This window comes from Fervidobacterium sp. (assembly GCF_059913585.1).
Map to the genome: position 1 here is coordinate 244,620 of NZ_DBOLZL010000012.1, position 15,046 is coordinate 259,665.

15 protein-coding genes and 1 pseudogene are annotated in these 15,046 nt (G+C 37.9%); 8 read left to right on the forward strand and 8 right to left on the reverse strand.

Annotation, left to right across the window (positions count from 1 at the left end):
• Window positions 1-91: 91 nt before the first annotated feature.
• The 4 genes and pseudogenes from AC3M61_RS04440 to AC3M61_RS04455 all read left to right on the forward strand — a co-directional run.
• Window positions 92-1,591, forward strand: a complete 1,500-nt coding sequence (locus AC3M61_RS04440; RefSeq protein ID WP_500779686.1) for a UDP-N-acetylmuramoyl-L-alanyl-D-glutamate--2,6-diaminopimelate ligase — start codon at window positions 92-94, stop codon at window positions 1,589-1,591.
• 31 nt (window positions 1,592-1,622) lie between these two features.
• The gene (locus AC3M61_RS04445) at window positions 1,623-2,891 is read left to right on the forward strand and encodes a UDP-N-acetylmuramoyl-tripeptide--D-alanyl-D-alanine ligase (RefSeq protein ID WP_500779687.1); all 1,269 of its coding nucleotides are present in this window, start codon (window positions 1,623-1,625) and stop codon (window positions 2,889-2,891) included.
• 25 nt (window positions 2,892-2,916) lie between these two features.
• Window positions 2,917-3,846 carry a phospho-N-acetylmuramoyl-pentapeptide-transferase gene (gene mraY / locus AC3M61_RS04450; RefSeq protein WP_500779688.1) on the forward strand — a complete coding sequence of 310 codons (930 nt, stop codon included), beginning with the start codon at window positions 2,917-2,919 and terminating at the stop codon, window positions 3,844-3,846.
• Between the two features lie 209 nt (window positions 3,847-4,055).
• Window positions 4,056-4,448 (forward strand): annotated as a pseudogene (locus AC3M61_RS04455) (MraY family glycosyltransferase); the annotation flags it as partial.
• Between the two features lie 231 nt (window positions 4,449-4,679).
• On the opposite strand, the gene AC3M61_RS04460 reads toward AC3M61_RS04455, so the two are convergent.
• The 5 genes from AC3M61_RS04460 to epsC form a co-directional block, all read right to left on the reverse strand.
• Window positions 4,680-5,600 (reverse strand): DUF1385 domain-containing protein, encoded by a 921-nt coding sequence (locus AC3M61_RS04460; protein WP_500779689.1) that lies wholly within the window; start codon window positions 5,598-5,600, stop codon window positions 4,680-4,682.
• 65 nt (window positions 5,601-5,665) lie between these two features.
• A complete protein-coding gene (locus tag AC3M61_RS04465; protein ID WP_500779690.1) occupies window positions 5,666-5,917 on the reverse strand; it encodes a hypothetical protein in 252 nt (83 codons plus the stop codon).
• 55 nt (window positions 5,918-5,972) lie between these two features.
• Window positions 5,973-6,239 carry a stage V sporulation protein S gene (locus AC3M61_RS04470; RefSeq protein ID WP_500779691.1) on the reverse strand — a complete coding sequence of 89 codons (267 nt, stop codon included), beginning with the start codon at window positions 6,237-6,239 and terminating at the stop codon, window positions 5,973-5,975.
• Between the two features lie 340 nt (window positions 6,240-6,579).
• Window positions 6,580-7,446, reverse strand: coding sequence for a PLP-dependent cysteine synthase family protein (locus AC3M61_RS04475; protein WP_500779738.1), 867 nt, complete (start codon window positions 7,444-7,446; stop codon window positions 6,580-6,582).
• 44 nt (window positions 7,447-7,490) lie between these two features.
• A complete protein-coding gene (epsC, locus tag AC3M61_RS04480; protein WP_500779692.1) occupies window positions 7,491-8,168 on the reverse strand; it encodes a serine O-acetyltransferase EpsC in 678 nt (225 codons plus the stop codon).
• Window positions 8,169-8,394: 226 nt separating this feature from the next.
• Between epsC and AC3M61_RS04485 the strand changes: the two genes are divergently transcribed.
• The 3 genes from AC3M61_RS04485 to AC3M61_RS04495 all read left to right on the forward strand — a co-directional run bounded on the left by AC3M61_RS04485 (window position 8,395) and on the right by AC3M61_RS04495 (window position 9,831).
• A complete protein-coding gene (locus AC3M61_RS04485; RefSeq protein WP_500779693.1) occupies window positions 8,395-8,829 on the forward strand; it encodes a Fur family transcriptional regulator in 435 nt (144 codons plus the stop codon).
• A gap of 103 nt (window positions 8,830-8,932) precedes the next feature.
• Window positions 8,933-9,436 carry a rubrerythrin family protein gene (locus tag AC3M61_RS04490; RefSeq protein WP_500779694.1) on the forward strand — a complete coding sequence of 168 codons (504 nt, stop codon included), beginning with the start codon at window positions 8,933-8,935 and terminating at the stop codon, window positions 9,434-9,436.
• 38 nt (window positions 9,437-9,474) lie between these two features.
• Window positions 9,475-9,831 (forward strand): class II SORL domain-containing protein, encoded by a 357-nt coding sequence (locus AC3M61_RS04495; RefSeq protein WP_448379249.1) that lies wholly within the window; start codon window positions 9,475-9,477, stop codon window positions 9,829-9,831.
• Window positions 9,832-9,906: 75 nt separating this feature from the next.
• Here the strand turns inward: AC3M61_RS04495 and AC3M61_RS04500 are convergent, their stop codons facing one another.
• From AC3M61_RS04500 to AC3M61_RS04510, 3 genes are read right to left on the reverse strand one after another with little or no spacing between them, the layout of a single operon-like run.
• Window positions 9,907-10,593 (reverse strand): DUF554 domain-containing protein, encoded by a 687-nt coding sequence (locus AC3M61_RS04500; protein ID WP_500779695.1) that lies wholly within the window; start codon window positions 10,591-10,593, stop codon window positions 9,907-9,909.
• Window positions 10,594-10,629: 36 nt separating this feature from the next.
• Window positions 10,630-11,043, reverse strand: coding sequence for a hypothetical protein (locus AC3M61_RS04505; RefSeq protein ID WP_500779696.1), 414 nt, complete (start codon window positions 11,041-11,043; stop codon window positions 10,630-10,632).
• Window positions 11,044-11,072: 29 nt separating this feature from the next.
• A complete protein-coding gene (locus AC3M61_RS04510; protein WP_500779697.1) occupies window positions 11,073-12,194 on the reverse strand; it encodes an NAD(P)-dependent malic enzyme in 1,122 nt (373 codons plus the stop codon).
• A 27-nt stretch (window positions 12,195-12,221) separates the two neighbouring features.
• On the opposite strand from AC3M61_RS04510, the gene AC3M61_RS04515 reads away from it, so the two are divergent.
• Complete coding sequence (locus AC3M61_RS04515; RefSeq protein WP_500779698.1) at window positions 12,222-15,005, forward strand: EAL domain-containing protein; 2,784 nt, start codon at window positions 12,222-12,224, stop codon at window positions 15,003-15,005.
• Window positions 15,006-15,046 lie beyond the last annotated feature (41 nt).

The following is a 15,046-nucleotide window of genomic DNA, read 5'->3' on the forward strand; positions in this document are numbered from 1 at the left end:
ATATCCTTTCGTATCAGTTGAATAATTATGTAGGGGTGGTATAATTTAAGCGGTGACCCAATCTTGCGATAGGAAAAAGGGGTGGATTACTTTGAAACTGAGACATCTTTTGGAAAGTATTCAAAAATTTGTTGTTTTTGACAACATACCAGAAGAATTAAAGGATAAGGACGTAACTGGTGTCTTCAACAATTCAAGAAAGGTAGTTCCAGGCTCTCTTTTCATTTGCAGGAAAGGGACAAAGTTTGATTCACATACCATTGTTGACACACTTCACAAAGAAAGCGGAGTAATTGCATTTGTTACAGAGAGAGAAATCAATAATAACCTTCCTTACGTCCAGGTTTATGATAGTAGACTTGCGGAAGCTTACCTTGCAGCTGAGTTTTACGAACATCCCTACAAGAAGCTAATAACTTTTGGAGTGACTGGTACGAACGGAAAAACTACATGTGCGCATTTGTTCCACCATATAATGCAGCAACTGGGGCTCACAGGAAGTTTATCTGGAACAGTCATGAACGACATAATGGGTGACAAATTCTACATACATAACACCACCCCTGATGCGCTCACGATAATGGAAAACATGGCAAAAACGGTAAAGAGTGGTGGGAGCTATTATTCAATGGAAGTCTCCTCCCATTCGTTGGACCAAGCACGCGTGGAAACCATCAGATTTGATATAGCAGGTCTTACAAACATAACCAGAGACCACCTTGATTATCACCCAACTTTTGAACACTACGTGAATTCAAAGCTCCACTTGTTTGATTTGCTTAAAAAAGACGGAATAGCAGTTGTTCATGAAGATTACGCATCACTTGTCTCAGGTAAAAAGGTGCCTAAGCTTGTCACATTTGGAACGAGTGAAAACGCAATTTATAGGATTTCAGATATATCAACCACTTGGAATGGAACAACCTTTACACTCACATCACCTTACGGTACAAGGAAAGTCTATACACAGATGATAGGTGATTACAACGCTTTCAATGTTACGTTGGTCATTGCCGGGTTATTCGAGCTTGGATACGAACCCGACGAAATCATCAGTTATGTAAGCACGTTTAGAGGTGTTGACGGAAGGTTTGAACCAATTCCAGAAGCAAGAAAACTTGGAATTGAAGTAATAGTAGATTTTGCTCACTCACCAGATGCCTTGGAAAAAGTAATACTTGCCGCAAGAAAACTGGCAAAAGGAAGACTTATAGTTGTCTACGGAGCTGGTGGTCAAGCAGATAGAGGGAAAAGACCGATGATGGCAGAAGTGGTAACGAAACTCGCGGATATAGCTATACTTACAACAGATGACCCTCGTGGAGAAGATCCAGAGGAGATTATAAAAGAAGTTGAAAAAGGTGTCCAACCTAATTCCCTTTCACTCACCGTCCTTGATAGGCGCGAGGCTATAGACACAGCAATAACACTCGCAACAAGAGGAGATGTCGTGCTTATTACCGGAAGAGGCCATGAACCATACCAGATATTCACAGAAACATTAAAGATACCTTTCAAAGATAGAGATGTTGCTCTGGACATAATTCTTTCAAAAATTAACAAAAATCACTCAAGAGACGTGGATAAATAATATAACTAACAATGGGGTGTGAGTGAACGAAATGGAACTGAAAGACTTGGTTGGTCATCGTTTTGTTACAGATTCCAGAGAAGTAAAACCTGGCGATGTGTTTGTTGCGATAAAAGGTAACCGTGTAGATGGACATGACTTTGCACATCAAGCAGTTCAAGCGGGTGCGTTTGCTGTTATCGTTGAAAAAGACGTGTCACTGCCTAATCAAGTAATTGTTCCAAACACAGTTGAGTTTCTTGGAATGTACGCTAGTAAGATACTAGAAAAATTCCGTCCGAAGATTGTTGGCATAACAGGGTCTAACGGTAAGACAACAACAAAGGAGATAGTTGCAAATGTGCTCAGTGCGGAAATTCCTACGTTTAAAAATGAGGGAAATCTTAATTCGGAGATAGGACTTCCTCTTTCGATTATAAACTCCTATCGCGGTGAACCTGTTGTTGTGTTGGAAATGGCTCAAAGAAATGTTGGAGATATTGAATACCTTTGTAAGCTCTTCCCTCCAGATATAGGTGTTCTTCTCAATGTAGGAAGTGCACATGTTGGTGTTGCTGGTAATATTGAGAATATATTCAAAGGCAAATGGCAAATTGTTGAAAATTCGAAAGAAGCTTTGGTTAATTTCGATGACGAACGCATGAGATGTGAAAAGTGCAAATACTTTGGCACAAAAGGTGGAAACTACGTATTGAAAGAAAGAAAATTTGATGGAAAAAATACATTACTAACGTTCGAAACACATGAAGGTGAATTTTATTACGCTTTGCCAGGCTTTTGGCCAAAAGCGATGGCCATTTCTGTTCTTGTAGCATTCGCAGTTGCCGATATGTTGGACATTTTATTCAATCCTGTAAAACTTTTGACTTTCAAACCTCTCAAAGGTCGCTTTAACATCTATAGGTTGGGAAAAACTTTCGTAATTGACGATACATACAACGCGAGCTATGAATCTTTTAGGCACGGGATAGAAGAAATCAAAGAACATTTTCCAAGGCCAGCTTATGCAGTTGTTGGTGCGATGAAAGAGCTTGGAGAATACTCCACATATTATCATCAGTCGTTATCAAAACTGCTTGAGGAAATTGATGGTGTCGTAGTGTATGACAAAGAACCGGAATCCAAAGATATAGCCCCAACCAATCTTTTATTCAGAAGTGAGAAAGAAGATGAGATTGTAAAGTTCATTAAGGATAAGATATTGGTATCTGAGTTTTCTGGAACTCTTTATTTCAAGGCATCCCGAGCAGTTGAGTTAGATAAGATTGTTGACAAACTTTTAGAGCATTTAGATGGATGAATATAACTTTACGGAGGTCTGAAAAATGCAAACTTCGAATCTTTTTTTGGCAACGGTCCTAATTGCGGAATTCCTGATAGGCCTCTTGGTCTTTCCAAGATACATTAAATATATGAAAAAACTAAAATTAGGGCAGTACATAAGACAAGAGGGTCCTGATTTGCACAATTATAAAGAAGGAACCCCAACAGCAGGAGGTATAGTCTTTTTAGCAATTGCACTTATAGCTGGAAGCGTGCTTGGTGTGAAAAAAGAACTCCTGCTGACAATTCTTTTCTATGGCTTTATCGGATTTTTGGATGACTTCGTTAGCATAGCAAAGAAGCGTTCTTTGGGACTTAAAGCTTGGCAAAAGTTGGCATTGCAGATGTTGTTTTCGATATGGGTAGCTTACACGGTTCTTCACTATCGTGAAAGCACTATATTTGGTTTTCCCGTTCCAAAGTGGTTTTTTTACATATTTACAATGTTTTTAATTTCTGGGTATTCCAATGCGACTAACCTTACAGATGGGCTTGATGGACTTGCCGGATGGGTATTTGTCACAAGTGCACTACCGTTTTTGTTTTTGGCAACCGATTACAATCAAGTGATTTCAATATTAGTTCTCATCATGCCGTTGCTTTCGTTTCTTGTGTATAACACAAGACCGGCAAAAGTGTTTATGGGAGACACTGGCTCATTGGCACTGGGAGCTTATATCTCAACGTATGCATTAATGACATGCAATGAACTGCCACTTATTTTCTTTACTACCATATTCTTGTTAGAAACGATAAGTGTGATACTCCAGGTTGGTTCGTTCAAGCTCAGGGGAAAAAGGATTTTTAAAATGGCACCTATACATCACCATTTTGAATTGCTCGGCTGGTCAGAAGAAAAGATAGTTGGTGTCTTCAGTGCTTGGAACCTTGCAATCGCAATTACTTATCTCTCTTTCGTTTTAAAGTTGTAGGATTATCAAAATCTTTTAACAACGGGGGTTTTTGTTACTTGCATTACTTGAATCCGTATTCGTTGGGATTTATTTTTAGCACATTGTTTTCCGCTCTTTTTATCCATTGTTGCAAAAAATTTAACATACTTCTTGACCATCCATCGGAGAGGAAAGAACACAAAGAACCAGTTCCTCTCATAGGTGGAATGGTTCTCTTTATTTATACAATGTACTTAAAACTCAACCAGCAGTTCATAGATATAAGGAAAGAACTGCCATTGTATATTGTATTCACGATAGGTCTGATTGATGATTTGGTAGAATTGCGTTATTACACGAAGTTAATTTTACAATTCCTCGCAGGTGCGTTTTTTATCAACGCATATCATTTTGTATTTACAAACAATGCAATGCTTGACGCTTTTTTGACCCTTGTTTTTTTCGTGACGCTTTTGAATGCTTTCAACCTTGTGGACGGAATTAACGGACTTCTTGTAGGACTGGCAATAATTTACTTTACATTTACGCAGAATTTTGTATACTTACCGGTGCTCTTTGTTTTGTTTCTTTTTAACGTGTTCGACAAATTGTTCATGGGTGATTCCGGTGCATTTTTAATCGCTTATTTACTCATCTCTGATAAACATGTTCCCAGGGAACTTACCAAGACTTTGGTATTTTTTGGCTATCCTATGTATGAAATAGCCTCCTCGTTTCTGAGGAGGCTACTTTTGAAAAAGAACCCGTTCAAACCCGACAGATTTCACTTGCATCACATAGGAACCAAAGTTTTTGGCAGTACGTTTTTTTTGATTCTTGCGTACTCGTTAGTCATAGGTTTTGTGTTGCTATCAACCAAGGAATTCGGGTTGTTCGTATATATCGCTATCAGCTTGTTGATTTTTCTCTTCCAGTTCATCTTTATCAAAAACAACCGCAGCATCAACGACTCCAATGGCATGACGGAGAGAAACGAGAGCAACTTCTAATTGTGAATCATCTGGTTCAGCAGTTGTGAGTTTTTGCAGAATCATACCAGGAAGCGCTAAAAATCGGATTTTTGGATATTTGTCAAAAAGTCTCAACAACTCGTAAGAAATTCCTGCAACCACGGGTATTGCAATAATTCTGAAAATGATACGTCCTAACATTGTAACTCCGAGAAGACCGTATAAACTGTGCACCAGTATTGCGGTTATTAAGAAAATCATAACAAAATTCGTTCCACATCTTGGATGTATTGTTGAGTATTTCCTTGCATTTTCGACAGTCAGTTCTTCGTTGTGTTCGTATGTATGAACTGCCTTATGCTCAGCCCCATGGTATCTGAATACGCTTTTAACATCCTCAAAGAGTGATATGAAAAACACGTATGATAGGAAAAGCCCCAACCTTATCAAACCATCCACCAAAGAAAAGAGAAATTCGTTATCATTGAACCCCAACCATTTTGTTATATAAGCAGGAAGGACAATAAACAAGCCTACAGCCAAACCAACAGCTACAAGAATCGAGAAGAAAGATTCGCCTTTCTTCATTTTTTCATCAGAAGAGATTTCAGCACTGAGATTCAATGCCTTCATCCCAAAGTAAAGAGAGTAGTACAGACTTATAAACCCTCGTATAAATGGTATCTTCATCCATTTTTGACTGACACCTGGGATTCCAAGTTCACGAACCTCTATCTCTCCTGACTGCTTTCTAACAGCTACAACTATCTTTTTACCCATCATTAAAACGCCATCAATTACCGCTTGACCACCGACTTTCAAAACCTTCACCTCTTTCCTGTTCACTTTACATTTAAAAAAGGTGCCACAAAGGCACCTAATTAAAATTATCGTTCACTTTCCCTTTTAATTTCTTGGTAAAATTCCATAACCTTCCTTGCATTTTGGTCTTCTAATATGATTTTGTAGAACTTGTAAGCTTCCATATCTTCTGGTGAGTTTTTTGTCATAAAATAACTGACTACTTTGCTTCGAAATTGTTGCAAATCCTCTTGCGACATTTGTGATATTGAATAGACTATCTCATAAATCCTTTCGTCTGTAATGCAAGCTCTTGCAATAGCTTTCAGTTCTTCCAAACGCTCCTCCATCTTCCATCAAATTCTTTCAGTTCCTCAAAATCATTTCTTAAACTCACTTCTTTTGAAGGTAAACTTTGAAAGATATACCGGTTCTTGTTTCATTACCAATTTGAATTTCTATGAACGCTGGGACAACGTAGAGGTCTAATCCTTCTTGCTCCAAGAACCTTCTTGCAACGGCTAAAGATTTTGATGCTTGGTTAACTGCACCAGCACCGATAGCTTGAATTTCCACCTTTTCGTTCTTCTTGAGTGACCCTACAACAGCACCCGCAACTTTGTTTGGACTTGACTTTGAGCTGACCTTCAAAATCTCCATAATGCCTATCCTCCTTGTTCTGCAGAGATTAGAATTGGCTTAGTATGTTACTAAGTTTGGTTATATTTTACCACAAAATTATTAAAAAAGCAAATTCTTTTTGCAGAAATCCAATCTTTGATAAACACACTTGTAGATAGATACCAAAAGTTGTCCAAAACGTTTATTTATGCAGATAAACGAATTTTTTTGGAAAAATCTTTTCCAAAATTTGACATTACTTTCTAAAAAGTGGTATACTATGTGCAGTAATGGGGGTACTGGGGATAGGTGGGAGCTGTCTCTATAGGTTATGTGTGCACGCCACAGGCGTGCACACTTTTATTTTTTTGCTATACCTCTACTTGGAGAGAACCGAAATATATTTCGAACCATCGTCTGGAAAAACGGTTGCAACGCGCTCTAAGCCATACTTTTCTTTAACTAATATACTTGCGATTAAGTTAGCAGCGGACGAAATTCCTACGAATATTCCTTCCTTCCAAAGCTTAGGAGTCCATCTTATAGCTTCTTCGTCATCTACTTGAATAACTTCATCTATCACCTGCAAATCCAAGATTTTGGGTACGAATCCAGCACCGATACCTTGAATTCTGTGTTTACCTGGTGTTCCCCTGGTTATAACAGGTGATTGTAATGGTTCTACACCTATTATCTTGATGTCTGAACGAAAGTTTTTGAGAAACTTTCCCACACCTGTTATTGTTCCTCCGGTTCCGATACCTGCTACGAAGGCATCTACCTGAAAATTCATTTGGCTCAGTAACTCTGGTCCAGTTGTCACGAAATGTGCATTTACATTTTCAGGGTTCTCAAATTGATTTGGCATGAATGCGGACTTTGTTGAAACAATCTCAAGAGCTTTTTCTACAGCCTTTGCCATATTCTCGGTAAAAATTACGTCTGCACCTAAACTCGTCAATATTTGACGCCGTTCCACAGAAACAGTTTCTGGCATTGTAAGGATTGTTTTTAGGCCTAGTTTTGCGCCTATCCAAGCGAGAGCAATTCCCGTATTACCACTGGTTGGTTCAACAATAATAGTGTTCGGATTTATTAATCCGTCTTTTAAAGCCTTCAAAATCATAAAGTAGACAGGTCTGTCTTTAACACTACCTGTTGGATTGTTTCGTTCGACCTTAACATAAATAGAGTATTTCTCCAGATAAATAAGAGGAGTCTTTCCCACGATTATATTTCGAAACATACGTAGATATTCAGACAGTAACTGATTACTAAGACGTTCGTTCGTCATATCAGTACCTCCTCTAAGTTGTTTTCCTTTTTGCGACAAAGTTCATCACCTGCATCGTTTTTGTCTATTGTGGAATCAAATAGATGAGATTTCACGTTTTCTGTGTTATTCTTAAGAACAATACGTGCAGGAATTCCGACAGCGGTTGCACCTTCTGGAACATCAGAAATAACAACACTGTTCGCGCCTATTTTGACGTTATCTCCGATAGATATTGGTCCAAGCACTTTTGCACCAGCTCCAATAACCACATTCCTCCCAACAGTTGGGTGGCGTTTTCCTTTTGTTATGTATTTTGCACCAAGAGTAACACCGTGATACAGTACTGTACCACTACCAACTACCGCCGTTGAACCAATAACGAGACCCGCTCCGTGGTCGATTACAACACCCGGTTCTAACAGAGCAGCTGGATGAATATCAACGGCGTATAATATTCGATTGATATGGTATATTAGATATGCCACAAACTTGAAACCCGACACGTAGAACGCATGCGAAATTCTGTAAAGTCTTAAAGCTCTGAAACCGGCGTGGAAGAGATACTGGTAGGAGCTTTCAAAGGATGGATCTAAACGTCTTAGGTATTCTTTGTCAAGCTTAATGGCCCTACTCGCATTAATTAGCTCTACTGTGAGCTTTTTAAATTTTCTAAAATCTACCAAAAGATGCACCCCATTACGATCACTCTCCATCCATGTGAATTTACTCACTTAGGTCAGACTAAGTATAGGGTATCATAACATTCCAAATTTGTCAAGCATGGAAGAAAAATCTTTAGATTCTTAAAAAGTTCACTTAAGAATAACAGAAAAGCACTCTTGAAATCTTTGATAACTTTGTGGTATAATAAATTTGGACATTGTAAAAGGTTATACCGAAGTTCAAGGAGGCGGCGAGATGGTAAAAAGTGATGTGAAAGACTTGAAAAGCGAGATACGCGAGTTGTTGAAAGAAAAAGGTGTAAAACCTACTGTCCATCGAGTGGAGATTTTAGAATACCTTAGTAAGACTTACTCACATCCTTCGGCAGATGATATTTATGAGCACTTTGTTAAAGAACAAAGACTACCAGTTCTTTCAAGGGCAACTGTGTACAACACACTTAGAGCTCTGGCAGAGGCTGGATTGGTTAAAGTGATCATTACCCCCGATGCTATAAGATACGATTTCGCAAAGGAAAATCACCACCATTTTTACTGTACACAATGTAAGAAGATATACGATGTTGAACTTAACGTTGAGCTTCCAATTATTACCAATGTCGATGGTCATGAAGTTCGAAATGTGCAGCTCACATTGGTAGGTGTGTGCAAAAACTGTTTAAATCGCTGATACTATACCAGTTTTTCAAATAGTTTTGTTCATCTGTCCTCTGTCAAGGGAAGATGAACTTTGTAAAAGAACTTTGTAAAAAAACTCAAGGGGAGGTGTGAACATGAGGGATATGACAAAGAAGTTCCTTGAAGATGCATTTGCGGGTGAGTCTATGGCACACATGAAGTATCTCATTTTTGCAGATGAGGCTGAAAAATCCGGATTTAAGAAATTAGCAAAGCTCTTTAAAGCCATTGCTTACGCAGAATTTGTTCATGCTAGAAACCATTTCAAGGCGCTCAAGAAGTTGGGAGATAATCCTGATAACATCCAGTCCTGTATTGCAGGTGAAACATTCGAAGTAGAAGAAATGTATCCTGTTTACAACGAAACAGCGAAGTTGCAAGGGGAGAAAGAAGCACAAATAAGCACTTACTATGCGTTGGAGGCGGAAAAGATTCATGCTGAAATGTATAAGAAAGCGCTCGAGCTTGTAAACGCAGGAAAGGATTACGAGGCTGAGAAAATTTACATTTGTTCCGTGTGTGGATATACAACAGAAGAAGAGGTACCAGAAAAGTGTCCAGTATGTGGTGCTCCAAAATCATCGTTTGTTGAATTTTAAAGCTTCATACTTTGGAATCCATGAAAGGGGGTTAAAAAATGATAGGTGATTTTGTAAAATCCGGAGATTTTAAAGGTGAAAAACACGTTCCAGTAATCTGTGCTCCAGACAAGGTTAAGAAAGGTGAATGGTTTGAAGTTGAAGTGTCTGTAGGAAAAGAGATACCGCACCCAAACACGGTTGAACACCATATTGCCTGGATAGAACTTTATGCAATGCCGGAAGGTGCACCTTACATACTAAGAATTGGAAGATACGAATTCTCGCCAACGCTTGAAGAACCAATCGTCAAAGTCAAAATAAAACTCGATAAGACATCAAAACTTATTGCCCTGTCTTACTGCAATCTCCACGGGCTTTGGGAAGGCTCAGCAGACGTTGTTGTGGAAGAATAATAGGTTTCAAACAAGTTAAGTAAATTTAAGTTAAAGCCCCCTCTCTTAGGGGGCTTTGCTGTTTGTTATATCTCATTATTTAAACAGTGTTGTTAGAAATGTAAGCATCGGAGAAACCAAAAGTGCTGGTAAGTAATTCCCCACTTTGGTATCTTTTATTTCAAGTATTCTCAGACCTATTCCAAAGACCATCAAACCACCGGCTGCAACAAGGTCATTAAGATACATCGGGTCTGTCAAAAAGGTTAGTAGTCCTGCAAAGAGTGTTATTCCACCTTGGACTACCAACACACTGACAGCAGAGAGCATCACTCCAAGTCCATAGGTTGATGAAAGGACGATAGACGAGACAAAATCAAGCAGTGACTTTGTGTAAATAAGACTGCCATCACCTTTGAGACCTGCAGTTATAGAACCAACAATTGTCATAGGTCCTACAAGGAACAATAGCGAAGAAGTCACAAATCCAGTTGAAAAATCTCCTTCTTTGATGTTATCTCCAATTGCTTTTAACTTGCCTTCTATGTTGAAGAATTCGCCAATCACACCACCCAGAACCATGGAAAACAATACTATTAAAAAATTATTTGCACCTAGAATCATCTTTGAACCTATTCCAATCGTCGATAAACCAACAGCTATAAACAAGACTTTCTTGTACCTTTCCGATATGCCTTTCCTAAAGAAGAAACCAATAGAACTACCAAGAACAACGGCAATGGCATTTACAGCCGCTGGTATCAAACCTGTTATGTTCGGCATATTCAAATCCCCCATATTTTTCAAAGGTTATTCATCTTAGAAAGGCAGATAAATTGCAAAATTGATAAAGCTTTTAGGTTTATCAAGTAAGTCTTTTCCGCCAGCTTCGAGAGAAAACGTTACGTAGTTTATACCACTTATTCGAAAGTCGTAACCTACTGACAAAAATAGGTTTAAATTTGACTTGTAAGGCAGATAAAAACCAGGCGATATATATAACCCTTGTGTCTGTTTGGAAGATAATCTAACACCAAATGATACGTAGTTAACTCCCAAGTCGGCGAAAATATAAGAATAAGAATCATTCGACATCCTTAACTCGATTCCGACAAAATTTTCAACGTTTAGAAACACAAAGACTTTCGAAAGAGCGGTATTTCCGAATGTCCTAGAAGAAAAAGCCAAAAACATAATAACGAGTAAAGTAAACAATAAACCCCTTTGTTTCACAGTGCCTTCACCTCCGTTTAACTGTTTATTTATTCAAAACTTTCGATTAAGGCGTTATATAACTCATTGTGTAAGCGTTTGTCTGTCGCCTTAGGAAGAATCATATATCTATCTGGTTTAACCATTTTTGCGATTACTTGCGCGGCTTTCATAAGTGTTGAAAGTGTTATTTTTCTTTGCTTTTCGACAGCTGCACGCATGATTCCTGGGAATGCCAGTAAGTTATTTACTTGGTTTGGATAATCGGACCGACCTGTCGCAACTATAAATGCACCGTTTTCATAAGCGACTTCAGGTGCTATTTCTGGTGTTGGATTAGCAAGAGCGAATATGATAGGCTTTCCAGACATTTGCTTAATATCTTCAGCTGTTAAAATATTACCCTTTGAAACTCCGATGAAGACATCAGCTTCCTTCAAACATTCTCTAAGAGTTGCAGAATTGTTGCTTGGATTTGTAAGTCTTGCAATCTCCAGGTGGTATTCATGAAGTGATGTTTTCTCATTCAATAAACCGTTGATATCGCAAGCAAAAATATTCTTTGCCCCAAATTCGAGAAGAAGTTTTACTATATTGTAGCCTGCAGCGCCTATACCGTTTACAACAATTTTTACATCTGATATTCTTTTACCTGCCAATTTCAGAGCATTTAACAACCCAGCTACCACAACAACGGCTGTTCCCTGTTGGTCATCATGAAACACGGGAATAGTCATTTCATTATCAAGACGGTTCAATATTTCAAAACATCTTGGGGCAGATATATCTTCTAAATTTATACCTCCAAAAGAAGGTTCAAGAGCTTTTACAATGTTTACTATTTCCTCTACATTTTGAGTGTTGAGACATATTGGAAACGCGTCCAAATTTCCAAATTCCTTAAAAAGCATAGCTTTTCCTTCCATAACTGGTAAAGCACCATAAGGACCTATATTACCAAGACCAAGGACCGCACTTCCATCACTTACAACGGCTATTGTATGTTTTCGTCTGGTGTATAAAAAACAATTACTTGGGTCTTTTGCACATTCTAGTGCAACCTCAGCTACTCCAGGTGTATAGAGATATTTTAAGTTATCTTCAGTAACTTCCAATGGTGTGGTTATTCTGTATTTTCCTTGTAAAAGCTTGTGAATTTCTAAAGGTCCCACTTTTCATGCACCTCCAAGGATACGACTATGAAACAAATCAAAGAGAAGTTTTATGTTTTTATTCAATTTTTGTACTTTTTCCTGTTCCTTTTCACAATGATTATGAATAAATATGATATAATTACTTTTGGAAATGGTTTCAAAAAAACATCTCACCAATTTTCAAAAGAGGTGATATTTATTTCCTTAGTTTTGAACAAACTTTTGGCGTTGTCTGGGTTGTTGGTGTCGGTTGTTAATTTCGTATATGTATTAGACAGAAGAGTTTACAGGCTCTCAAAAGCTTGCATTCAGATGGCTTTATATGTCTTATGTTTCAGCACTTTTGAATTTTTCAAATACGAAGTGCCCAATATAATTTTTCTAGAACAACTCCAAGACATACTTTTACTCTATATTCCGGTCACTATTTTGTTTTTCAGCCTAGATTTATCGGGTCTTCAAAAGTCCAGGCGAATGACTTTCCTTGCATACTCTATACCCACGGTTTACCTAATTTTAGCATTTACTAACAAATTTTACAAGTTATTTTGGTTGGACGAAATTGCAACTGAACTTTACGGTTCAGAGAAGATGCGTCCACATGGTGGGTTGGTTCCTTGGACGTATTTCATTTTTGCAACCGTTTTGCTTACGTTGGCCTTTATTTATATAGCTAAAAGTAAGAAACTTGACTTAAGAACGAAACGTCTTACAGGTTTTACATTTGCTTTTGGAATGATTGGATCGGTTACTGCTTACCTTCTGAACTTTAACTATACACTTCTTTCTTTCATATTGTCACATACTACAATGTTACTAAATCTTGTAGCTGTAGACTTGGTGTGGAGGAAGTTATCACTTTCTGCGCGATACAACGCATATGAACACTCCGATGAAGGATATATCGTGATTGATAAACTTAGTGAACGTGTTATTGATATTAATGAAAAAGCAGCTCACCTTCTAAGTTTAGATAAAAAAGATATAGTTGGTAGAAAGGAGGAGAAAATACAGGCTTTAGTTAAAAGAAGTGGAGAAATACTCTTTGAGGCGGACAAATATTTGAAGATTTCCACCATCGAAGATGAGAAAAATAGAGCGTTACTTGTTGTTATAAAAGATGTAACATCAGAAATCAATTCTAAAAAAGATATTGAAAAAGTGCAAACCCTTTTTAAAAACCTTTTCGAGAATATTCCTGATGGGGCAGTGATAGTTAGTAAAGAAGGAACGATAATTGAGTGCAACAAGCAATTTTTATCAATGTTTGGATATACAAAAGAAGAGGTACTCGGGAAAAATATAGACGATTTGATAGCCCCAAACGATTTGCAAAACGAACCAGACAAACTTAGAAAATTAGCTATTGAGCAAAAAACGTTAAGGGTTGAAACAACGAGAAAAAGGAAGGATGGCTCATTAATTGAGGTCAGAATTACCGTATCCACAATAGACACCGGGGAAGAAACACTTATATATGCGATATATACAGACATAACAGCAGAAAGAGAAGCGATGAACGTTGTTAGGAACATCTTACAAAAAGACCCACTTACTGGACTTTACACAAGGCAGTATTTCATTAGAAAACTGAGCTCTACCATTGAATTTTCTTCTATAGACGACTACAACGCAGTTATTGCAATTGATATTCGAGAGTTTTCTTTGTTTAACAGTACCAGGGGACATAGCTTCGGTGATGAATTACTAAGAGAAATTTCAAAGAGATTAAAGAGTGTACTTCGCGAGGGTGATACTATAGCTAGACCATACGCAGATGAATTTTGGATTTTGCTTGAAAAAGTAGGCAAAGAGTACAGGCAAGCAAAAGAAACGGTTGCAAACATCGTTGGGAAAATTGAATCGGAACTTAGGAAGTTCTATAACATCACTGGAGAAATTTTAGACATAAGATTTTCAACCGGTATACACATCTTCACTTCAATGGACAGTGTGGAGGATGTATTAAGAAAACTTAACTTAGCTCTTGCACGTGCGAAAACATCGAGAGATGGTGTGGTTTACTACAGCGCTCTTATTGATAACGAACTGCAAGAATTGGCTGCCAAAGAAAGGGCACTGAAAGAAGCAGTCTACAACGGGGAATTAAAGATTTTCTTACAACCTATATGTAACTCATATTCAGAAGTGGTTGGGGCTGAAGCCTTACTGCGCTGGGTAAAGAAAGATGGTTCCGTAGTTCCGCCTATGGACTTTATAAGAATCATAGAGGAAAACGGTATGATAATAAGTGTCGGTGAAGAAGTGTTAAGACAAGTGTGTGAATTCATAGTTGATAATGATACTTCTGTAGGTTTTGTTGATGTGAACGTGAGTCCTGTACAACTGAGATATCCAAATATGGCTGACCGCTTTATTGAGATTATTTCAGCTCATGAGATTGATCCAAGAAAAATAGTGCTTGAGTTCACAGAGAACATCATTATAGAGATGAATCAGGTAGTTAAGGACAACATAGAAAAATTGTTGAGTTTTGGTTGCCAGCTTTGTATAGATGATTTTGGAACAGGCTACTCATCGCTTTCATATTTAACAATTTTACCGTTGAAAAAAATAAAAGTAGACAGGTCTTTCGTATCGCGAATACCTGAGGATTCGCGTTCAGTAAAGGTGCTGGAAGCGATTTATAATATTGCACGGTCATTTAATTTGGATGCAATACCAGAAGGTGTGGAGAATGAAAAACAACTTGAAGTATTATCAATGATTGGTTACAGATTATTCCAAGGTTATTACTTTGGAAAGCCAATGCCTGTTGATGACTTCGCCAAGATTTTACGTGAAAGGTCGAAGTTTACGAAAAGTTAATTTTTTAGATTAATTGCTACAATACATTTTTCACTTAATCT

What these genes read in the sequence shown, in the direction of transcription:
- AC3M61_RS04475 (WP_500779738.1), bottom strand. Translation starts at nt 7,446, where the DNA reads ATGTTTCGAAATATAATCGTGGGAAAGACTCCTCTTATTTATCTGGAG.
- mraY (WP_500779688.1), top strand. Translation starts at nt 2,917, where the DNA reads ATGCAAACTTCGAATCTTTTTTTGGCAACGGTCCTAATTGCGGAATTC.
- AC3M61_RS04515 (WP_500779698.1), top strand. Translation starts at nt 12,222, where the DNA reads ATGAAACAAATCAAAGAGAAGTTTTATGTTTTTATTCAATTTTTGTAC.
- AC3M61_RS04500 (WP_500779695.1), bottom strand. Translation starts at nt 10,593, where the DNA reads ATGCCGAACATAACAGGTTTGATACCAGCGGCTGTAAATGCCATTGCC.
- AC3M61_RS04490 (WP_500779694.1), top strand. Translation starts at nt 8,933, where the DNA reads ATGAGGGATATGACAAAGAAGTTCCTTGAAGATGCATTTGCGGGTGAG.
- AC3M61_RS04485 (WP_500779693.1), top strand. Translation starts at nt 8,395, where the DNA reads ATGGTAAAAAGTGATGTGAAAGACTTGAAAAGCGAGATACGCGAGTTG.
- AC3M61_RS04495 (WP_448379249.1), top strand. Translation starts at nt 9,475, where the DNA reads ATGATAGGTGATTTTGTAAAATCCGGAGATTTTAAAGGTGAAAAACAC.
- AC3M61_RS04470 (WP_500779691.1), bottom strand. Translation starts at nt 6,239, where the DNA reads ATGGAGATTTTGAAGGTCAGCTCAAAGTCAAGTCCAAACAAAGTTGCG.
- AC3M61_RS04445 (WP_500779687.1), top strand. Translation starts at nt 1,623, where the DNA reads ATGGAACTGAAAGACTTGGTTGGTCATCGTTTTGTTACAGATTCCAGA.